Origin of the sequence: Streptomyces sp. NPDC059567 (assembly GCF_042735655.1) — a bacterium.
Classification (GTDB): Bacteria; Actinomycetota; Actinomycetes; order Streptomycetales; family Streptomycetaceae; genus Streptomyces.
Map to the genome: position 1 here is coordinate 54,008 of NZ_JBHWBS010000016.1, position 19,526 is coordinate 73,533.

Annotated in this window: 18 protein-coding genes and 1 pseudogene; 15 read left to right on the plus strand and 4 right to left on the minus strand. The window is 72.2% G+C overall.

The features are described from left to right. Positions 1–106: 106 nt before the first annotated feature. Complete coding sequence (locus ACFVZW_RS10880; protein WP_384519547.1) at positions 107–1,726, minus strand: cation acetate symporter; 1,620 nt, start codon at positions 1,724–1,726, stop codon at positions 107–109. Next, positions 1,723–2,325: a DUF485 domain-containing protein gene (locus tag ACFVZW_RS10885; RefSeq protein ID WP_384519549.1), complete on the minus strand. Its 603-nt coding sequence runs from the start codon at positions 2,323–2,325 to the stop codon at positions 1,723–1,725. The genes ACFVZW_RS10880 and ACFVZW_RS10885 overlap by 4 nt, the downstream gene beginning before the upstream one ends. Positions 2,326–2,587: 262 nt before the next feature. On the opposite strand from ACFVZW_RS10885, the pseudogene ACFVZW_RS10890 reads away from it, so the two are divergent. Next, positions 2,588–2,857 (plus strand): annotated as a pseudogene (locus ACFVZW_RS10890) (IS5/IS1182 family transposase); the annotation flags it as partial. A gap of 15 nt (positions 2,858–2,872) precedes the next feature. Here ACFVZW_RS10890 and ACFVZW_RS10895 read toward each other — a convergent pair. Both ACFVZW_RS10895 and ACFVZW_RS10900 read right to left on the minus strand, forming a co-directional pair. Then, on the minus strand, positions 2,873–3,340 hold the full coding sequence (locus ACFVZW_RS10895; protein WP_384519550.1) for a heme-degrading domain-containing protein: 468 nt from the start codon (positions 3,338–3,340) through the stop codon (positions 2,873–2,875). Then, on the minus strand, positions 3,337–4,419 hold the full coding sequence (locus ACFVZW_RS10900) for a Gfo/Idh/MocA family oxidoreductase (RefSeq protein ID WP_384519552.1): 1,083 nt from the start codon (positions 4,417–4,419) through the stop codon (positions 3,337–3,339). The genes ACFVZW_RS10895 and ACFVZW_RS10900 overlap by 4 nt, the downstream gene beginning before the upstream one ends. 125 nt (positions 4,420–4,544) lie before the next feature. On the opposite strand from ACFVZW_RS10900, the gene ACFVZW_RS10905 reads away from it, so the two are divergent. The 14 genes from ACFVZW_RS10905 to ACFVZW_RS10970 all read left to right on the plus strand — a co-directional run bounded on the left by ACFVZW_RS10905 (position 4,545) and on the right by ACFVZW_RS10970 (position 19,500). Beyond that, complete coding sequence (locus ACFVZW_RS10905; RefSeq protein WP_384519554.1) at positions 4,545–5,954, plus strand: ROK family protein; 1,410 nt, start codon at positions 4,545–4,547, stop codon at positions 5,952–5,954. A gap of 124 nt (positions 5,955–6,078) precedes the next feature. Then, positions 6,079–7,407 (plus strand): LPXTG cell wall anchor domain-containing protein, encoded by a 1,329-nt coding sequence (locus tag ACFVZW_RS10910; RefSeq protein WP_384519556.1) that lies wholly within the window; start codon positions 6,079–6,081, stop codon positions 7,405–7,407. Positions 7,408–7,466: 59 nt separating this feature from the next. After that, complete coding sequence (locus tag ACFVZW_RS10915) at positions 7,467–8,231, plus strand: GntR family transcriptional regulator (protein ID WP_384519558.1); 765 nt, start codon at positions 7,467–7,469, stop codon at positions 8,229–8,231. 139 nt (positions 8,232–8,370) lie between these two features. Then, a complete protein-coding gene (locus ACFVZW_RS10920) occupies positions 8,371–9,492 on the plus strand; it encodes a TIGR03364 family FAD-dependent oxidoreductase (protein WP_384519559.1) in 1,122 nt (373 codons plus the stop codon). A 44-nt stretch (positions 9,493–9,536) separates the two neighbouring features. Next, positions 9,537–10,190: an HAD family hydrolase gene (locus ACFVZW_RS10925; RefSeq protein ID WP_384519609.1), complete on the plus strand. Its 654-nt coding sequence runs from the start codon at positions 9,537–9,539 to the stop codon at positions 10,188–10,190. Then, on the plus strand, positions 10,187–11,317 hold the full coding sequence (locus ACFVZW_RS10930) for an ABC transporter ATP-binding protein (RefSeq protein WP_384519561.1): 1,131 nt from the start codon (positions 10,187–10,189) through the stop codon (positions 11,315–11,317). Before ACFVZW_RS10925 ends, ACFVZW_RS10930 begins: the two co-directional genes overlap by 4 nt. Positions 11,318–11,333: 16 nt before the next feature. After that, positions 11,334–12,320, plus strand: coding sequence for a 2-aminoethylphosphonate ABC transporter permease subunit (locus ACFVZW_RS10935; protein ID WP_384519562.1), 987 nt, complete (start codon positions 11,334–11,336; stop codon positions 12,318–12,320). Beyond that, a complete protein-coding gene (locus ACFVZW_RS10940; RefSeq protein ID WP_384519564.1) occupies positions 12,307–13,104 on the plus strand; it encodes an ABC transporter permease in 798 nt (265 codons plus the stop codon). Before ACFVZW_RS10935 ends, ACFVZW_RS10940 begins: the two co-directional genes overlap by 14 nt. 23 nt (positions 13,105–13,127) lie before the next feature. Next, a complete protein-coding gene (locus ACFVZW_RS10945) occupies positions 13,128–14,195 on the plus strand; it encodes a 2-aminoethylphosphonate ABC transporter substrate-binding protein (protein ID WP_384519566.1) in 1,068 nt (355 codons plus the stop codon). Between the two features lie 150 nt (positions 14,196–14,345). Then, the gene (locus tag ACFVZW_RS10950; protein WP_384519568.1) at positions 14,346–15,905 is read left to right on the plus strand and encodes an alkaline phosphatase family protein; all 1,560 of its coding nucleotides are present in this window, start codon (positions 14,346–14,348) and stop codon (positions 15,903–15,905) included. An 81-nt stretch (positions 15,906–15,986) separates the two neighbouring features. Next, on the plus strand, positions 15,987–16,766 hold the full coding sequence (locus ACFVZW_RS10955; protein ID WP_384519570.1) for an HAD-IIA family hydrolase: 780 nt from the start codon (positions 15,987–15,989) through the stop codon (positions 16,764–16,766). Between the two features lie 92 nt (positions 16,767–16,858). Then, positions 16,859–17,488, plus strand: coding sequence for a hypothetical protein (locus ACFVZW_RS10960; protein WP_384519572.1), 630 nt, complete (start codon positions 16,859–16,861; stop codon positions 17,486–17,488). A 38-nt stretch (positions 17,489–17,526) separates the two neighbouring features. Further along, positions 17,527–18,159 (plus strand): class F sortase, encoded by a 633-nt coding sequence (locus ACFVZW_RS10965; protein ID WP_384519611.1) that lies wholly within the window; start codon positions 17,527–17,529, stop codon positions 18,157–18,159. 306 nt (positions 18,160–18,465) lie between these two features. Further along, positions 18,466–19,500: a glycoside hydrolase family 6 protein gene (locus ACFVZW_RS10970; RefSeq protein WP_384519574.1), complete on the plus strand. Its 1,035-nt coding sequence runs from the start codon at positions 18,466–18,468 to the stop codon at positions 19,498–19,500. Positions 19,501–19,526 lie beyond the last annotated feature (26 nt).

Below are 19,526 nucleotides of genomic sequence, written 5' to 3' on the forward strand. Positions count from 1 at the left end.
CGCGCCCGGCTGTATCCAACGCCGCGGCCGTGGCCAACGCGGGACAGCCGTAAGGGCCCCCGGCCGGTAACTCACGGGCGGGCGCCCTTTCGTCGGGGCGTGCGCGTCAGGACGCGGACGCGCTGTGCGCCGCGGGTGTGCCGGCCAGGATCGTCTCCTCCACCGCTTCGTACCGCATGCGCTGGTCGGCCGGGTCACGTTCGTGGAGCACCGTGCCGAGCCAGCCCGCGAGGAAGCCCAGCGGGGCCGAGAGGATGCCCGACGTGGTGAACGGGAACCAGTTGAAGTCCTGGTCCGGGAAGATCGCCTGGGGCGATCCGGACACCAGGTTGCTGCCGGTCATGAGGACGAACGCGGAGGCGCTGCCCACGATGAGGGTGCAGAGCAGTCCCGTACGGGAGTAGCGGCGCCAGAAGAGGCTGTAGATGAGGGCCGGTGCGACCGCGGACGCGCCGATGCAGAACGACAGGGTGAGCAGTGCCTGAAGGTTCAGATGCCGTGCACCGGCGGCGATCGCGATCGCCACGAGCCCGACGCCCGCCGCGGCGGTCCGGGCGATGGCCATCTCTGTGGAACCCTTCAGATGCGCCTTGCGGCGCAGCCCGTGCGTGATGAGGTCGTGCGCCAGGGTGTTGGCGCAGGCGAGGGTGATCCCGGCGACCGAGGCCAGCAGGGTGAGGAAGATGGCTGTCGCCACGGCGGTGAACAGCAGTGTCTCGACGGTCGTCTGGTCCGTGCCCATGACGGCCTGGCTGACCATGAGGAACGCTGTCTTGCCCTGCGGGTCGCCGGCGACGATCCCCTGGTGGCCGACGATCGCCGCCGCGCCGAAGCCGATGACGGCGATCAGCAGACAGGTCACGACGACGGTCGACACGGCCCAGGACATCGAGCGCCGCACGGCTGCCGCGCTGCGCGCGGTGAACATGCGCATGGTGATCTGCGGCAGCACCGCGGCGCCGAGCACGACCGTCAACTGAGTGCTGATCATGTCGAGTTCGTTGCCGCCGAACTGCAGACCGGAGGCGAGATAGGCGTCTCCCGCCCCGCTGCCGCGCTTGGCGGCGTCCAGCAGGGAGGGCAGGCTGAAGTCGAAGCGGTTGAGGATGAGCGCGGCGATCGCGAGGGACGCGCCGAGCAGGACGACCGTCTTGACGATCTGGATGAAGGCGGTGCCCTTCATGCCGCCGATCGCCGCGTACGCGATCATCAGCAGGCCCAGGAACACGATCGCGCCGGTCTTGAAGCCGTCGGCGTCGAAGCCGAGGACGACGGAGAGGAGATCGCCGGCGCCCGCGAGCTGGAAGATCACCAGCGGCAGCAGTGCGGTCAGGGTGACCGCGGCCGTGGCGATCCGCACGGCGGGGCCGGGGAGACGCCGGGTGAAGACGTCGCCGATCGTGAACCGGCCGGCGTTGCGCAGCGGTTCGGCGAGCAGGAACATCATCAGGACCAGCGAGAGCACGGTGCTCAGGGCGAGCGTGACGCCGTCGTAGCCGACGAGCGCGATGATGCCGATGGTGCCGAGCACGGTGCCGGCGGAGATGTAGTCGCCGGCGATCGCGAGGCCGCTCTGCACGGGGGAGAGCGAGCGGTAGCCGGTGTAGAAATCGCCCAGGTCGTCACGGTCGGGGCCGGTCATCACGCACAGCAGCAGCGTGACGGTGATGACCGCGATGAACGCCATCAGCGACATGGTCTGGGCCTCGGAGCTGAAGCTGGTCATGCGCGCGCACCTCCCGTGGGCTGCTGCCACGCGGGACGTCCGGAGCGGCTCTGGCGTTCCGGCCGGGGCGCGGCTGCCGCGGCCGCCTGCTCGGCGCGTTCGCGGATCGCCGCGGCGAGCGGGTCGACGCGGTTGCGCGCGATCCGCTCGTACAGCGCGATCGCGGCCAGCGCCACGGGCAGCTGCAGGAGCCCCAGGACCAGACCGGTGGTGAGACCACCGGTGATGCTGCTGGTCATCATCGAGGGGGCGTAGCCGGACAGGAAAAGGAAGATGACGAAGTAGCCGAGCGCGGTGAAGGTGGCGACGCGACGGAGCCTGCGGTAGGCCGATCCGAGCCGGTGCAGATCATCGCGATCGTCGGTGGCGGCGGGCGGTTGCGGCTGCGGGGACGCGTCCCAGGGCTGCTGCGCGGAGTCCCAGCCCTGCGGCGAGGAGTCCCACGCTCGCGGGGACGAGTCCCAGGCTGCCTGTGGATCGGTGTCCCAGGACGGCGATCCACCCTCCCAGGACTGCGACGCCGCCTCTTGGCGGTGCCGCCCGGCATTCCGGTGCTGGGGTACGGACGGTGGGCCGGGGAAAGGCTGGTGGTACGACATGGATCTCGCTCCTTGCCGCCCCGGGGAACGGGCGGGTGGCGCTGGTGGTCCGCGTACGTTACTCATGGGTATAGCCTCTGCGTAAGGGGGTTTCCGACCGCTCGGTATGTCGGTTCGGTGACGATCCTGTGCGCGTGGCGACGGAACCCGCGGTAACCCCCGTCGTGGATCTTTCCGCAGGTCACGGGTGAGTCTCGGGCCGCCCCTGACGCCGGGCAGGCCACTCGGCACGACCGCCACCCACCGGCTGCCCGGCATCCTCCGCGCGATCCGCGAGCACCTGCGCAAGCGCGGTATCCGGGCGGTCATCCCCGTTCCGGCCGATCAGCGCGGCCACCGGCTGCGGCGCGGCAGCCGGGGCGGCAGGCCACCCGCCTTCGACCGCGAGGCATACGAGCAGCGCAGCACCGTCGAACGCCGCATCAACCGCTTGAAACCGTGGCGAGGCATCGCCATCCGCCATGAGAGGACCGCGGCCATCTACCTGGCCGGACTCCACATCGCGGGCATCTTCCTCTGGTCTGCGCGGTGATCCGAACGAAACGGCCTACGCGGCGAAGCCGTCCAGCAGGAGGCCCAGTGCCTCGACCACCATCGCGTGGTCCTCGGCCTGGGGCAGCCCCGACACGGTGACCGAGCCGATCACGCCCGCGCCGTCGACCGCGATCGGGAACGAACCGCCGTGGGCGGCGTACCGGTCGGGGTCGAGGCGCGAGGACTGCTCGAACGTCGTTCCCTTGGCCCGGAAACGGGCGCCGACGAGGAACGAGCTCTCGCCGTACCGCTCGACGACCCGTCGCTTCCGGTCGATCCAGGCGTCGTTGTCCGCGCTCGACCCCGGCAGCGCGCAGTGGAAGAGCTGCTGCATGCCACGCCGGATGTCGATCGCGACGGGCGCCTCGCGCTCGCGCGCCAGACCGACGAGGAGCGAGCCGAGCGCCCAGGCGTCGTCGTACGTGAAGTGGGGGAGGGTCAGGTGGGCTTCCTGGGCCTCGATCGTGGCGACCTCGCTCACAGCGTCACCGCGATTCCCTCGCGGGCGGAGCGCTTCGCCGCCTCCAGGACGTCCAGGGTCGCCGCGGCTTCGAGGGCGGTGACCGGGTTCGCACCGGTTCCGCGGAGGGCGGCGGCGACGGCCGCGTAGTACGCCGGGTAGTCGCCCGGCAGTGTCTCGACCCGGGTGCCGCCGCCGGTCAGCGGGGACTCGCCGGCACCGAGGGCGCCCCACATCGACTCCGGCTCCACGCCCCACGGCGTGCCGGGCGTCGGCAGCAGGCCCTCGCGCAGGTCGGCCTCCTGGGGGTCGAGGCCGTACTTCACGAAACCGGCGCCGGACCCGAGGACGCGGAAGCGCGGGCCGAGCTGGGCGGTGGTGGCGCTGGCGTACAGGTGGGAGTGGACACCGTTCGCGTGCGTGATCGCGATGAAGGTGTCGTCGTCGGTCTCGGCGCCCGGACGCCGGACGTCCGCTTCCGCGTAGACGCGTACGGCCGGACCGAAGAGGACCAGGGCCTGGTCGACGACGTGGCTGCCGAGGTCGTACAGCAGCCCGCCGATCTCCTCCGGCGCGCCGGACTCGCGCCAGCCGCCCTTGAGCTGCGGGCGCCAGCGCTCGAAGCGCGACTCGAAGCGCTGCACGTCACCGAGCGAGCCGTCCGCGATGAGCGCCCGCAGGGTGAGGAAGTCGTTGTCCCAGCGGCGGTTCTGGAAGACGGAGAGTAGCAGGCCCCGCTCCTCGGCGAGCGCGGCGAGGCCTCGCGCCTCGGCGGCGGTGCCGGCGACCGGCTTGTCCACGACGACCGGCAGCCCCGCTTCGAGCGCGGCGGTGGCGAACGGGACGTGCGTCTTGTTGGGGGAGGCGACGACGATCAGATCGAGCTCGTCCGCCCGCGCCCACAGCTCTTCGGGGGAGTCCGCGACCCGTACGCCGGGGTGCGCCGCGCGCGCCTGAGCCTGGCGCTCCGGGTTGCCGGTCGTGACCGTGTCGAGGACGAGGCCCTCGGTGGCGGCGATCAGCGGGGCGTGGAAGACGGAGCCCGCGAGGCCGTAGCCGACGAGTCCGACGCGGAGGGGGGCGGTGTCGGTGCCAGTCATGGAGCCCACTTAAGCAACGCTGTTGCCAAAGTGCAAGCGAGGGGGAGAATGGGGTGGTGAACAGGAGTGTCAGGGGTGTCAGGGGCGGCGCGGTCGGTGGGGCGGGCGGGTTGGGTGCGGTGGGTGTGACGGGCACGGCGGGTGCGGCGAGCGTCGCCGGCGTCAATCTGCCGGCGCTGCGCAGCCACAACGCCGCGCTGGTGCTCGACCTGCTGCGTACGGCGGGGGAAGCCGGGATCAGCCGCCTGGAGCTGGCGGACCGGACCGGGCTCACCCCGCAGGCCGTCAGCAAGATCACGGCGCGACTGCGGGCGGAGGGCCTGGCGCGGGAGGCCGGCCACCGCGCCTCGACGGGCGGCAAGCCGCGTACCGTCCTGCGGCTGGTCCCCTCGGCGGCGTACGCGGTCGGGGTCCACCTGGACCGCGACGAGCTGACGGCCGTCCTGGTGGACCTCGCGGGCGTACGGGTGGCCGTGCGCCGGGCCCCGCTGGACCTGGGCGCGGGCGCGTCCGCGGTGTTCGAGGTGGTGGAGCGGGAGGTGGACGCGCTGAGGCGGGTCGGCGCCGCCGGTGTGGGTGTGGGTGGTGGGGGTATCGGGGCCGGTGGGTCCGTCGCCTCGGTTGGCTCCGGGGCCGGTGGTGGTATCGGGGGCGGGGCCTCCGGGGCCGGTGGGTCTGTTGGCTCGGTTGGCTCCGGGGCCGGTGGTGGTGTCGGCGGTGGGCTCTCGGGGGCTGGTGGGTCCGTCGCCTCGGTTGGCTCCGGGGCCCAGGGGCCTGGGACCTCGGGCGCCGGGATCGCTGCGACCCCGGAGCGCGAGGCCCTGGAGACCGCCGGTTCCGAGACCGCCGGTTCCGAGACCGCGGGGTCCGAAGCGGCCCCGGGCCCTGATACCTCGGCCCCCGCCCTCCTCGGTGTCGGCGTTGCCATGCCCGGGCCCCTCGATCACCTCACCGGGACCCCCGGGCGCGTCACCGGGTACCCGGAGTGGGAGGACGTTCCGCTCCGGGACGAGCTCGCGCGGCGGCTCGGGCTGCCCGTCGAGCTCGACAAGGACACCAACACCGCCGCCCTCGGGCTCGCCCTCCGCGCCCCGGTCGCCGACTCGTTCGCGTACCTCCATCTCGGTACGGGGCTCGGCTCCGGCCTTGTCCTGGGCGGCGCGCTCCACCGGGGCGCGCGGACCGGCGCGGGGGAGTTCGGGCACCAGACCGTCCAGCTCGACGGCCCGCCCTGCGACTGCGGCGGGCGCGGGTGCATGGAGGTCCTGTGCCTCGGGGCCGTGGCCCGTGGCGACCTCCCCGAGGCGGCCAGGATCCTCGGCACCGGCGCCATGAATCTCGTACGGCTCCTGGACATCGACCGGGTCGTCCTCGGCGGCCGGGCCGTGACCGCCGCGCCCGAGGTCTTCGTGCACGGCGTCGGCGCGGTCCTCGCCGACGCGGGCCTGGGCACCCCCGTCGCGGGCACCGCCACCCCGTACGCCGTCGCCGAGGGCGCGGCGCAGCTGATCCTCAGTCCGATCTTCGGAAAATAGGCTGATCGGGCGGAATGGGCGGGCCGTCCGGGGGCACGCGCCGCGTCGCTCCCCGACCCCGCAGCGCCCGGGTGGCAGTGTCGCGGCCGTCCCGTACGCCCGCGAGCAGCAAAGGCACCCGCCCATGCGACTGCGTAACGCCCTCGCCCTCGGTGTGACCGCGGCGACGACCGGAACCGCCGTCCTCGCGCTTGCCGTCGCCCCGTCCTCGGCGGACCCCGCGCCCGGCCCGGCCCCCGGCTCCGGCACCGACACCGGAACCGAGCACTCCGCCCCCGGAACCGACGGCCTGGGCTCGGGCAGCGAGCACCTCGCCCCCGGAACCGACCGCCTCGGCTCGGCGAGCGAGCACCTCGCTCCCGGAGCTGACCACCTTCCCCCCGGAGCCGACCGTCTCGCTCCCGGAACGGACCGTCCCGGCTCGGCGAGCGAGCACCTCGCCCCCGGGGCTGACCACCTCGCTCCCGGGGCTGACCACCTCGCCCCCGGAACCACCCGCCTCGCCCCCGGAACCGACCGCCTCGCCCCCGGAACCGACCGCCTCGGTCCCGGAACCGACCGCCTCGGTCTCGAAAGCGGCCCGAGCCTCGGCTCCGGCTTCGGCTCCGCCCCCGGAATCGGCCCGCGCCTCGCCCCCGACCCCACCGGCGCCGACCCCACCCCCGCCGACGCCGACCCCACCGGCGCCAGCCCCACCCCCACCCCCGCCGGCGCCGATCCCGGTCCGAGTCCCGGTCCCGCTGTCCAGCGGCTGGACAAGCCGCCCACCTGCGGCAACGCCGCCGAGCCCGTCTTTCCCCTCGACACCCGGATCCACAGTGGCCCCGGCGCCTACGTCCCGGGCGCCGGCTTCCGGACCTTCGAGGTCGACCTCACCAACACCACCTCCGAGGCCTGCCACAGCATCCACCCGGTCCTGGTCCTCGCCGACCGTGACCGCGTCCTCCGGCCCGCCCAGATCCAGCTCGACTTCTACGACTCCGAGGCGAGCCGCTGGCGGCCGGTGCAGTTCGAGGAGACCGAGGAGGACGAGAACATCGGGGTGTTCAACGGATTCCCCGGCTTCGCCGTCCCCGCAGGCGGCACGGTCACCGTCAGCGTCCGCCTCGCGTTCCATGACGACACCGCGCCCAACGAGGTCGTCGTCAACGCGGCGATCGTGCAGCGTCAGGGGGACGACGGGGACTGGGTCGGCGAGTCCGGCGACTACCGTCTGGCCATCGCGCCGGAGGAATCGACCGGCACGGACGCCGAAACGAGCCCGACCCCCGCCCCCTCGACCGGCCAGACCACCCGCCCACCCGCCCCTACCCGCCCTCCCGCCCCCACCCGACCCGAACTCGCCCTCACCGGACCCGAGTCGACGAACGCCCTCGCCCCCGCCTCCGGCGCGTTGCTCCTCTCGGGCGCGGCGCTGGTCGCCGCCGCCCGCCGCGGTCGGCGCCGGGCCTAGAACCCGCCGGTCACTCTCCGTACACCCACCCGTTCATTCCCATCTGCGAGCATCCCCCGGTGGACTACCCGAACGACCAGGCACCTGGCGCCCCCATCCGCTCCGGCATCCCCGAGCACGGCCGCATCCCCAAGTACTACGCGGTGAAGGCCAAAGTCGCCTCGCTGATAGACGAGTTGGGCGAAGGCGGACTCCTGCCCACCGAGCGGGATCTCGCCCTCCGTTACGAGGTCTCCCGGGAGACCGTCCGTCAGGCCCTGCGCGAGCTGCTCCTCGAAGGGCGGCTGCGCCGCCAGGGGCGGGGGACCGTCGTCGCCGGGCCCAAGCTGGAGCAGCCGCTCTCGCTGGCGAGCTACACCGAGGGCGTACGACGCCAGGGGCGCCGGCCCGGCCGTTCGCTCATCACCCTCGACCGCTTCCCCTGCCCCGACGCCCTCGCGCCCGAGCTCGGCGTCCAACGCGGCGAGCCCGTCTGGCACATGGAGCGCGTGCTGCTCGCCGACGACGAGCGGGTCGGCCTGGAGAGCACGTACGTCTCCGAGGCCCGCGCCCCGCGCCTCGACACCGAGTTCGACCCCGACTCCTCCTTCTACGCCTACCTCCGCGAGAAGCTCGGCATCACCTTCGGCGATGCCGACGAGCGCATCGAGACCGTCCTCGCCACCCCCCGCGAGGCCCTGCTCATCGGCACCCCGCCCGCGCTCCCGATGCTGCTGATCCACCGGATCTCCCGGGACACCTCCGGCCGCCCCCTAGAGCGCGTCCGCACGCTCTACCGCGGTGACCGCTTCAGCTTCACCGCCCACCTGGGGCATCAGGGCTGATCGAACGGCGCGTAGGCGTCCACCGGGGCTCCCTTGATAACGGAATGGTAACGGGTCTAGGCCAACCTTGTCGGGCCGTTCACCGTCCCGTTGCCCACCGGATCCGTCCGGGCCACCCATCGCCAGGACGGTGAACGGCATGAAGGTGATCGTCGTAGGAGCCGGCGTGGTGGGAACCATGCACGCCTGGCACGCAGTGGAACGCGGCCACGAGGTCGTACACATCGAGCGCGAGGCCGAGGCGCGCGGAGCCTCGCTCCGCAACTTCGGCCAGATATGGGTGAGCGGCCGGGCGGGCGGAGAGGAGCTGGAGACCGCGCTGCGCGCCCGCGAACTGTGGGAGGGCATCGGCGCTCGCGTCCCCGGACTGGGCTTCCGGGCGATCGGCTCGCTCACTCCCGTGCGCAACGAGCTGGAACTGGCCGTCGCCGAGGCGGCCCTGGCCCGGCCCGACGCGGCGGCCCGCGGCTACAAGCTGCTGACCGCCGCCGAGGCCCGCGCCGTCAACCCCGCCCTGCGCGGGGTGTTCGAGGCCGCCCTGTGGTGCGAGCGCGACGCCGCAGTCGAGCCGCGCACCGCCCAACTCGCCCTGCGCGAGGCTCTCCTGGCCACGGGCAAGTACACCTTCCTGCCGAACCGCGAGGTGCGGGACGTCGTCGGCGGGCATGCCGTCCGCGACGACCGCGGCGAGGTCCACACCGGCGACGTCGTCGTCCTCTGCACCGGCGCCGCGCTCGGCGGCCTCGTCCGCGAGATCGCCGGCGACATCCCCGTCCGACGCGTCCGGCTGCAGATGATGCAGACCGACCCGCTCGGCGAGCCGCTGACCACCTCCGTCGCCGACGCCGACTCCTTCCGCTACTACCCGGCATACGCGTCGGAGGCTCTCGACGCCCTCAATGCGGGCCAGGCGCAGGACTCGACCGCCGCCGCGCACAAGATGCAGCTCCTGATGGTCCAGCGCCTCGACGGCGGACTGACCATCGGCGACACCCACGAGTACGAGCACCCCTTCGCCTTCGACACCCTCGAAGACCCCTACGAGCACCTCACCCGCGTCGTGGAGTCCTTCCTCGGCCGCCCGCTGCCGAAGATCCGGCGGCGCTGGGCGGGCGTGTACGCGCAGTGCACCGACACCAGCCGGGTCGTGCACCGCCAGCAGGTCCGCGAAGGCGTGTGGCTGGTGACCGGACCCGGCGGACGCGGCATGACCTGCTCGCCCGCCATCGCCGAGACGACCGCGAACGAACTGGGCTGGTGAACACCGTGACCGAGAACCGCAAGCACGACCTCGTCGTACTGGACATGGCCGGCACCACGGTCGCCGACGGCGGCCTCGTCGAGCAGGCCTTCACGGCCGCCGCCGAGCGCCTCGGCGAAGACCCGGCGACGATGATCGACTACGTCCGCGCCACCATGGGCGAGTCCAAGATCTCCGTCTTCCGCCATCTCTTCGGCGGCGACGAGACCCGCGCCCAGCAGGCCAACCTCGCCTTCGAGGCGGCGTACGGGGAACTGGTCTCCGGTGGCCGGATCGCCCCGATCCCCGGCGCGGCCGAGGCGATCGCCGAGCTGAAGGAACAGGGCCGGACGGTCGTCCTGACCACCGGGTTCGCCCGGGTCACCCAGGACGCGATCCTCGACGCGCTCGGCTGGCCCGACCTGGTCGAGCTGACCCTCTGCCCGGCGGACGCCGGCGGCCGGGGGCGCCCGTACCCGGACATGGTCCTCGCGGCCTTCCTCCGTACGGGAGCCGTCGACGACGTCCGGCGGATCGTGGTCGCGGGCGACACCTCGTACGACATGCTCAGCGGGGGCCGCTCGGGCGCCGGGATCGTCGCGGGCGTCCTGACGGGCGCGCACGGCGAGGGCGCGCTCAAGGAGCACGGCGCGACGCACGTCCTGGCCTCGGTCGCGGATCTGCCGGGGGCGATAGCGCGGGCGGAGGCGGACCGATGACTGCGCCCGCGACCGCCGCGAACGCCGGGACCTCCGGGGCGCATGCCACGCCCGCCGCGACCCGCGCGGCCGGTGCCCGCAGCGGCATCCGCTTCGACTCCGTCTCCGTCGCGTACGGGAACCACACCGTGCTCGACTCGCTCGACCTGACCGTCGAACCCGGCGAGGTCATGGCCCTCCTCGGGCCCTCCGGCTCCGGCAAGACCACCGCCCTGCGAGCGGTCGCCGGATTCGTGCGGCCGGTCTCCGGACGGGTGTTCATCGGCGACCGTGACGTCACCGACCTCCCGCCGCACCGGCGGGGGATCGGGATGGTCGTCCAGCAGTACGCCCTCTTCCCGCACATGCGGGTCGAGGAGAACGTGGCCTTCGGCCTGAAGGCGCAGAAGGCGCCGAAGGGCGAGATACCCGGGCGGGTCGCCGAGGCCCTGGAGATGACCGGGATGGCGGCCTATGCCGAGCGCTACCCGCGCGAGCTGTCCGGCGGACAGCAGCAGCGCGTCGCCATCGCACGGGCGCTGGCCATCCGGCCGAACGTCCTGCTCCTCGACGAGCCGCTGTCCGCGCTGGACGCGCAGCTGCGTTCCGGGATGCTGGCCGAACTGGCCAGGCTTCACCGGGAGTTGCCGGACGTGTCGATCCTGTACGTCACTCACGACCAGGTCGAGGCGCTGACCCTCGCCGACCGGATCGCCGTCATGGACAAGGCCCGGCTCCGGGACTGCGGCACGCCGCAGGACCTGTACCGCCGTCCGCGTACGGAGTTCACGGCGTCGTTCGTCGGCAACGCGAACCTGCTGCCGGTGACGGTGGGTGCGGGCGGGGTGGCATTCGGCGGCACCGAGCTGAAGGTCGCCACGGGCGGCGTGGCCCCCGGGGCCGCCGCGACCCTGTGCGTACGGCCCCACCTCATCGGCGTGGGGGAGGGGCCGAACGCGCTGCGGGGGCGGATCGCGGAGGTGCAGTGGCGGGGGTCCACGCATCGGTTGTACGTCGACGTCGGAGGCCACCGGGTGAAGGCGGACGTGCGGGAGCTGCGGGAGACGCCGGCGCTCGGCGACGACGTGGTCCTGCACTTCGCGCCGGAGGACGGGGTGCTGCTGGGGGGCGGGGTGACCGATGAGTGACCCCAAGGGGCCGGTCATGACGGCTGACCGTCCACGTGGCGGGGCACCTGGGGCGGACGCGCCCGCAAAGGCACCGTCCGTTGTGCCCACCCGTCCCGCCCCTGCGGAACGTATGTCCACAACGGTCTTGTGGGCCCTGCCCCCCGTCGCCGTACTCGCTCTCGTCTTCCTCTACCCCCTCGCCCTCGTCGTCCAGGAATCCCTCGCCCCCGGTGCCTACGGTGACGTGCTCGGATCCCAGGCCTTTCAGGACGCGCTGGTCACCACCGTGTGGCTGGCCGTCGGGGCCACCGTCGGGTGTCTCGTCCTCGGGTTCGTGCTCGCGCTCGTCATCGCGTTCGTGCCGTTTCCCGGAGGGAAGGCGGTGTCGAAGTTCATCGACGTCTTCCTCTCCTTCCCCTCCTTCCTCATCACGCTCGCGCTCCTCTTCCTCTACGGCACGGTCGGCATGGCCAACGGTCTGTGGACGGACGTCACGGGCGCCGAGTCGGGGCCCTTCCGGTTCCTGACCACGCCGTGGGGTGTCCTCCTCGCCGAGATCACGTACTTCACGCCCTTCGTGGTGCGTCCGCTCCTCGCCGCGTTCTCGCAGATGGAGACCGCTCAGCTGGAGGTCGCCTCCTCACTCGGGGCGAAGCCGCTGCGCATCGTCCGGCGGGTGATCCTGCCCGAGGCGCTGCCCGCGCTCGCCGCCGGCGGGAGCCTCGTCCTGGTCATGTGTCTGAACGAGTTCGGGATCGTCCTCTTCACCGGAGCCAAGGGCGTCACGACGCTCCCGATGCTCGTCTACGGCAAGGCGATCCTCGAGTCCGACTACGCCGCCGCCTGTGTCGTCGCCGTCGTCAACGTCGCGATCTCCGTGGGCCTCTACGCGATCTATCGGGCAGTGACCAAGTCCGGCGGCCGGAGGCCGACGCAGACGTCCGCAGCGCGCGAGGCGCCCCGGCGCCGAACGCTGCGAGGGCGGCCATCGGAAGGGAGGCTCCGTCGTGCTGGTGCATAGCCGTACGGGCAAGTGGACGGCCTGGGCGCTCTTCGCGGTCCTCTTCGTGCCGCTCTTCGCCCTCCCGCTCCTCGTGATCCTCGCCGCCTCGTTCTCCACCCACTGGTCCGGGGCCTTCCCCTCCGGGCCGACGGCGGAGCACTACACGGCCGCTGTGCGCGGCGAGTCGCTGCAGGCGCTGACCACCAGCCTGGTCACCGCGGTCACCGCGAGCCTGCTCGCGCTGACCATCGGCACCTGGGCCGCGCTCGCCGCGTCCGCCCTCCGCACGAGGGGCCGGAGGGTCCTCGACGCGCTGTTCATGCTGCCGGTCGCCGTGCCCTCGGTCGTCGTCGGCCTCGCCGTCCTGGTCGCCTTCTCGCAGCCGCCCGTGCTCCTGAACGGCACGCGCTGGATCGTGATCCTGGCGCACACCGTTCTTGTCACGGCGTTCGCCTATCAGTCGGTCTCGGCCGCCATCCTCCGTCTCGACCCGATGTACGAGCAGGCGGCGGCCAGCCTCGGCGCCCGTCCCTCGTACGTCCTGCTCCGGGTGAAGCTGCCGCTCCTGCTGCCGTCCCTCAACGCGGCCGCCGGGCTCTGCTTCGCCCTGTCCATGGGCGAGTTGAGCGCCACGATGATGCTCTATCCGCCGGACTGGCTGCCGCTCCCGGTGCTGATCTTCACGGCCACCGACCGCGGCTCCCTCTTCACCGGCTCGGCGCTCGCCGTGGTCCTGATGGCCGCGACCCTGCTCGTCCTGCTCGCCGTCTCCCGTATCCGCACCAAAGCGTCCTACCGCTGAGTCACCCAGGAGAGAACGACGTTATGCGTACCTCGTCCAAGTTCGTCAAGCCGATCGCCGCCGTCGTCGGCAGCCTCGCCCTCGCCGCCGGCCTCACCGCCTGCGGCGGCTCCTCCACCGCCTCCGACGAGAAGGTCGTCACGGTCTACAGCGCCGACGGCCTCAAGGGGGAGAAGGGTGACGGCTGGTACGACAAGGTCTTCGCCGACTTCGAGAAGCAGACCGGCATCAAGGTCAAGTACGTCGAAGGCGGTTCCGGCGAGATGGTGCAGCGCGCCGTCCGCGAGAAGAACAACACGCAGGCCGATGTCATCGTGACCCTGCCGCCCTTCATCCAGCAGGCCGACTCCAAGGGGCTGCTCCAGGCCTACACCCCGAAGGGCGCCGAGCAGGTCGACGGTGCCGACAAGGCCGACGACGGCAAGTGGACCTCCGTCGTCAACAACTACTTCGGCTTCATCCACAACAAGCAGCAGCTGAAGGAGGCCCCCAAGACCTGGGAGGAGCTCCTCGACGCGAAGTACGAGAACAAGCTGCAGTACTCCACCCCCGGTGTCGCCGGTGACGGCACGGCCGTGGTCATCAAGGCGATGCACGACTTCGGCGGCCAGGAGCCGGCGATGGAGTACCTGAAGAAGCTCCAGGCCAACAACGTCGGCCCGTCCTCCTCCACCTCCAAGCTGGCCCCGAAGGTCGACAAGGGCGAGATCCTCGTCGCCAACGGCGACGTCCAGATGAACTTCGCCCAGTCCAAGTCCATGCCGAACCTCGCCATCTGGTTCCCGGCCAAGGACGGCTCCAAGCCCACCAGCTTCGCCCTGCCGTACGCCGCCGGCCTGGTGAACAAGGCCCCGCACAGCGAGAACGGCAAGAAGCTGCTCGACTTCATGCTGGGCGAGCAGGCCCAGCGCGAGGTCAGCGCGATCGGTGGCGGCTTCCCGGCCCGCAAGGACGTCAAGGCCACCGACGCCAACGCCATCGCGCTCGCGAAGCTGATGGAGGGCGTCGAGATCTTCGAGCCGAACTGGGCCGACATCGACAAGAACCTGACCGCCTACGTCGACGCCTGGAAGACGGCGACCGGCAGCTGACACCCGAAGCTCACCACGGGCTTCCAAGAGTTCACCGCACGGACCCTGGAATCCCTCCGCATGTAGCGGAAAGATAACGGGTACGGACCAACGCCCCCGAGGAATCGGGGGCGTTGGCGTGTCCTCACCCCCTTCTACGGAGGATCCGAGATGCCGATCACCGGCATATCCACCGGCCTGTCCACCGGCCTGTCCCGCCGTACGGTGCTCGCCGCCGCGGGCGCCGCGGCGGCCGTCGCCGCCACGGGCGTGGCCACCGCGCCCGCCGCCCGCGCGGCCGCCCCCACGCTCCCGAACGGCACCAGCGAGGACAAGGTGCTCGTCGTCGGCATGGACGGGCTGCGGTACGACAGGATCGACGCGGCCAAGGCCCCGACCCTCAAGTCCCTGATGGCGAACGGCACGTACGGCCTGTCGCTGCTCTACGCCAACCCGATGGCCGCCACCTCCTCCGGCCCCGGCTGGTCGACCATCTCCACCGGTGTCTGGCCCGACAAGCACGGCGTGAAGGACAACACCTTCGCCGGCAAGAACTACGCCAAGTACCCGGGCTTCCTGGCACGGTTGAACCAGGTCCGCCCCGACCTCTCGCTCTTCGCGGCCGTCGACTGGCCCGAGCTCGACACGCACGGCACGGTCACCCCCGGCGCCGACGCCAAGCTCGTCTACGACAACAACTACGCCGTCAACGACAAGATCATCACCGACACCACCGAGGACATCCTCCGGAACCAGAACCCGGACGTCCTCTTCGTCTACTTCGGCGAGACCGACGAGATCGCCCACACCTACGGCGCCAAGAGCACCAAGTACCTCGACGCCATCGACGTCCAGGACGGCTACCTCGGCCGACTCCTCGCCGCGATCAAGGCCCGCCCGTCGTACGCCACCGAGCGCTGGACGGTCATCGTCACCACCGACCACGGCCACACCGACGCCGGCGGCCACGGCGGCTCCGCCATCGAGGAGCGCCGCACCTTCGTCCTCGCGCAGGGCCCCGGCATCGCCGCCGGCGCCCGCCCCATCGACACCCGCCTCGTCGACGTCGCCGCCACCGTCTTCCACCAGCTCGGCATCGCGCCCGACGCCTCCTGGGGCCTCGACGGCAAGCCGATCCAGCAGCGCTCCACCGACCCCTTCGACGCGCTGCATTCGTCCCTCTCCGGCCGTGTCGACGAGACCGGCATCCCGGCCGGCGTCCTCGGCTTCACCCACACCGCGCCGAGCGGCTGGTCCGTCATCAACAACGCGATGGGCACCGGCGGCATGACCGAGTGGCGCGGCTGGGCCTTCGCCACCGACGAGTTCTGGTCCCGGACCCAACGCGACCAGTCCCGCGAGCTCAACATCCGCGCGCGGGGCGTCTTCGCCGTCGCCGACTCCGACGAGTGGGCCGACAAGACCTTCTCCGGTACGTACGACTCGACGCTGGTCACCCCCGCGTACGGCCTCTCGGGAGCCACCCGCGTCTCCCTCGACTTCACCACCTTCTACCGCCAGGAGGGCAGCCAGACCGCCCAGGTCCTGGCCTCCTTCAACGGCGGCACGCCGACCGTCGTCAAGAGCTACACCTCCGACGTGATCTCCCAGCCGCAGTCGCTCACCGTGAACGTCCCCGCAGGGGCGTCCAGCGTGAGCTTCCGCTTCCGCTACACCGGTTCCAACAACTGGTACTGGGTGATCGACGGGGTCAAGGTCACCGCATCCTGATTAGGCTGGGGGCGTCGCCACAGCGCTGTCGCGGCGCCCCCAGCACACCGCACGATTTCTGTACGGCAGGAGTCCCCGCACATGGCAGAGCGCAAGCCGATCGAATCCTGGCTCACCGACATGGACGGAGTCCTCATCCACGAGGGTGTCCCGATCCCCGGCGCCGACGCGTTCATCAAGAAGCTGCGGGAGACCGGGAAGCCCTTCCTGGTCCTCACGAACAACTCGATCTACACCGCCCGCGACCTGCACGCCCGCCTCGCCCGCATGGGCCTGGACGTGCCCGTGGAGAACATCTGGACCTCGGCGCTCGCCACCGCCCGGTTCCTCGACGACCAGCGCCCCGGCGGCACCGCCTACGTCATCGGCGAGGCCGGCCTGACCACCGCGCTCCACGACATCGGCTACGTCCTCACCGACCACGACCCCGACTACGTGGTCCTCGGCGAGACCCGGACGTACTCCTTCGAGGCCATGACCAAGGCCGTCCGGCTCATCAACGCCGGCGCCCGCTTCATCTGCACCAACCCCGACGAGACCGGCCCCTCCCTCGAAGGCCCGCTCCCGGCCACCGGCTCGGTCGCCGCGCTGATCACCAAGGCCACCGGCAAGGACCCGTACTTCGCGGGCAAGCCCAACCCGCTGATGATGCGCACCGGCCTCAACGCGATCGGCGCCCACTCCGAGTCCAGCGCCATGATCGGCGACCGGATGGACACCGACATCCTGGCCGGCCTGGAGGCGGGGATGCAGACCTTCCTGGTCCTCACCGGTCTGACGACGCGCGCGGAGATCGACCGCTTCCCCTTCCGTCCCTCCAAGATCGTCGACTCGATCGCCGACCTCGTGGAGCGCGTGTAACCGCCGGTCGGCCCCGGGGCATGCCCCGGTCGGGCCCCTGCGGATGCGAAACGACCGGAAGCGGGTGAACCTTCCACTACCAGGAGGTCACGATGCGTTCAGGTCCCATTGCTCTCCGTGCCGCAGGGGCGGCCGCCATCCTGGTACTGGCACCCACGGCCGGTACCGCCTTTGCCGGGGACGGCGTCAAGGTCACCGTCACCCCGTCCACCGTCAAGCCCGGCGCCGATGTCGACGTCCGCGTCCAGGGCTGCAAGGGCACCACCGGCGCCGCCAGGTCCCATGCGTTCGTCGCCGACGCCGAGCTCACCGGCCGTGACGGGGGCGAGTACGCCCTCTTCGGCGACACCACGATCAAGTCGGGCCTCCAGAAGGGCACGTACAAGGTCAGCGTCACCTGCGACGGCCGCGAGCACCGGGACGTCGGCGTGGTCCACGTCGAGAAGCACAGGCCCGAGACGACCCACGAGGCCACGCTCGAGCCGACCCACCGGCCGACGCACCACCCGAGCCCCGTGGCCCCGGTCCGGGCCGGTGGCGGAGGCGCCGCCCTGGCGGTCCCGGTACCCGCCGCGCCCGGTGTCGCGCAGACCACGACCGAGAGCGGCCTCGGCACCCCGTACACCCTGGTCGGCCTCGGTATGGCCGCGATCGCCGCGGTGGCCGTCGCCTTCCGCAGCGCGCGCCGCCGCCGCACGGGCGCGACGCCTGGCGCGGACTGACCGTGTCCGACGCGAGCCGTCAGGCCGGCACCGGGCGGATGCTGACCGGCGTGGCCTGGGCCCTCCTGCTCCTCGGCCTCTGGCTCTGGGGCCGCGAGATCACCGAAGGGCCGGGCAGCAGCTCGGCCCCGACCACCGGTGACATGGCCGCCGTCGGCCGTCCTCTCGGCGCCCCGCTGCCTCCGGCGCACCGCCCCCTGCAGCCCGCCGAGCCGCGCCGGGTCGAGATCCCCTCCCTCGGCATCGCCGCCCCCGTCGTCGGGCGCGGCCTGGACGCCGCGGGCGCGGTGGACCCGCCGCCGTTCGAGATGCCCCACTCGGTCGGCTGGTTCCGCACCGGCACCCGGCCGGGCGCCGAGGGCGCGGCGCTCTTCGTCGGCCATGTCGACACCGCGACCAAGCCCGCCGTCTTCTACGGCCTCAGCTCCGCCCGCCCCGGTGAGACCGTCAGGGTGACCCGGACGGACGGCACGGTCGCCGAGTTCACCATCGACGACGTCCAGGTCTTCCCCAGGGAGCGGTTCGACGCGCGGAAGGTGTACGGGCAGCGCCAGGCCGACCGGGCCGAGCTGCGCCTGATCACCTGCGGCGGCACCTTCGACCGCAAGGCCGGTGCGTACACGGCGAACGTCGTCGTCTCCGCGTACCTCACCGGCACGAGCAAGGCCTGACGCACGGGCAAGAAGGCCTGACGCACGGGCAAGGCCTGACGCACGGGCGAGGCACGTCGCGCGGCGAGGCCCGGGAGGAGGAGCGCCCGCCGCCACCGGCCCGGCCGGCGGACCACGTCCCGCGTGCCCGACGGCCGGGCCGGTCCTCGACCGCGGGCGCGCGGGCTGCGGGAGAAGCCCGGCGCCGCCGCGGGAGGTTCGGGTGCCGCAACTGTAGAACGGGCTTCCGGTCCCGGCCCAGACCTCCTTTGTGCCACGATTGTCCTGACCGGTTCCGTACGGTTCCGTACACCCAAGGGGGAGTGGATGTACGCACATCGCACCGGACGTGCCCGCCTGGCCTGCGCCGTGCCGCTGGCCGCGGCGCTGTTGCTGTCGGCCTGCACATCGTCCGGCGGAGGTTCGGGGGACGGCGGGGACAAGGGCACAGCCCCACCGCAGTCGGGTACCCAGCAGCCCAAGGAGACGGACCCCTTCTGGGTCAACCCGCAGGGCAAGGCGGCCAGGCAGCTCGCCGCGTACACGAAGGCGGGCCGCGCCGCGGACGCCGAGCTCGTCGAGAAGATCGCCTCCCAGCCGGCCGGCGAGTGGGTCGGCACGGACCGGCCCGAGGACGAGGCGAGGTCGCTGACCCTGGCCGCCCACCAGGCCGACCGCGAGGCGCTGCTCGTCCTCTACAACATCCCGCACCGCGACTGCGGCCAGCACTCCGCGGGCGGCGCGGCCGACGCCGGCGCCTACCGCGACTGGGTCGAGAAGGTCGCCCGGGGCATCGGTGAGCGGCATGCCACCGTCGTCCTGGAGCCGGACGCGGTGATGCACATGGTCGACGGCTGCACCGAGCAGCAGTACCACGAGGAGCGGTACGAGCTGCTGAAGGGCGCCGTCCAGCGGCTGAAGCGCCAGCCGGGCGTCACCGTCTACCTGGACGCGGGGAACGCCGGCTGGGGCAAGCCGGAGGAGATCTTCGAGCCGCTGCGACGTGCGGGCGTCGGGGATGCCGACGGCTTCGCGGTCAACGTCTCCAACTTCCAGACCACGGAGGCCAGTACGGCCTACGGCAAGCAGCTGTCGGACCGGATCGGCGGCAAGCCCTTCGTCGTCGACACCAGCCGCAACGGCAACGGCCCCTACACCGAGGGCGATCCGCGGGAGAACTGGTGCAACCCGCCCGGCCGCGCGCTCGGCGAGCCCCCGACCGTCCGCACCGCGGACCCGCTGGTCAAGGCGTATCTGTGGATCAAGCGGCCGGGGGAGTCGGACGGTGACTGCAAGGGCGGTCCGAAGGCGGGGGAGTGGTTCGAGCAGTACGCGCTCGACCTGGCCCGCGGCGCCGAGTAGGACCGGTCAGGGCGGTCGGGATCCGT

Excerpts from the sequence above, each read along its gene's own strand:
- ACFVZW_RS10880 (WP_384519547.1), bottom strand. The coding sequence starts at position 1,726 with ATGACCAGCTTCAGCTCCGAGGCCCAGACCATGTCGCTGATGGCGTTC.
- ACFVZW_RS10885 (WP_384519549.1), bottom strand. The coding sequence starts at position 2,325 with ATGTCGTACCACCAGCCTTTCCCCGGCCCACCGTCCGTACCCCAGCAC.
- ACFVZW_RS10900 (WP_384519552.1), bottom strand. The coding sequence starts at position 4,419 with ATGACTGGCACCGACACCGCCCCCCTCCGCGTCGGACTCGTCGGCTAC.
- ACFVZW_RS10910 (WP_384519556.1), top strand. The coding sequence starts at position 6,079 with ATGCGACTGCGTAACGCCCTCGCCCTCGGTGTGACCGCGGCGACGACC.
- ACFVZW_RS10920 (WP_384519559.1), top strand. The coding sequence starts at position 8,371 with ATGAAGGTGATCGTCGTAGGAGCCGGCGTGGTGGGAACCATGCACGCC.
- ACFVZW_RS10925 (WP_384519609.1), top strand. The coding sequence starts at position 9,537 with ATGGCCGGCACCACGGTCGCCGACGGCGGCCTCGTCGAGCAGGCCTTC.
- ACFVZW_RS10930 (WP_384519561.1), top strand. The coding sequence starts at position 10,187 with ATGACTGCGCCCGCGACCGCCGCGAACGCCGGGACCTCCGGGGCGCAT.
- ACFVZW_RS10935 (WP_384519562.1), top strand. The coding sequence starts at position 11,334 with ATGACGGCTGACCGTCCACGTGGCGGGGCACCTGGGGCGGACGCGCCC.
- ACFVZW_RS10945 (WP_384519566.1), top strand. The coding sequence starts at position 13,128 with ATGCGTACCTCGTCCAAGTTCGTCAAGCCGATCGCCGCCGTCGTCGGC.
- ACFVZW_RS10950 (WP_384519568.1), top strand. The coding sequence starts at position 14,346 with ATGCCGATCACCGGCATATCCACCGGCCTGTCCACCGGCCTGTCCCGC.
- ACFVZW_RS10955 (WP_384519570.1), top strand. The coding sequence starts at position 15,987 with ATGGCAGAGCGCAAGCCGATCGAATCCTGGCTCACCGACATGGACGGA.
- ACFVZW_RS10960 (WP_384519572.1), top strand. The coding sequence starts at position 16,859 with ATGCGTTCAGGTCCCATTGCTCTCCGTGCCGCAGGGGCGGCCGCCATC.
- ACFVZW_RS10965 (WP_384519611.1), top strand. The coding sequence starts at position 17,527 with ATGCTGACCGGCGTGGCCTGGGCCCTCCTGCTCCTCGGCCTCTGGCTC.
- ACFVZW_RS10970 (WP_384519574.1), top strand. The coding sequence starts at position 18,466 with ATGTACGCACATCGCACCGGACGTGCCCGCCTGGCCTGCGCCGTGCCG.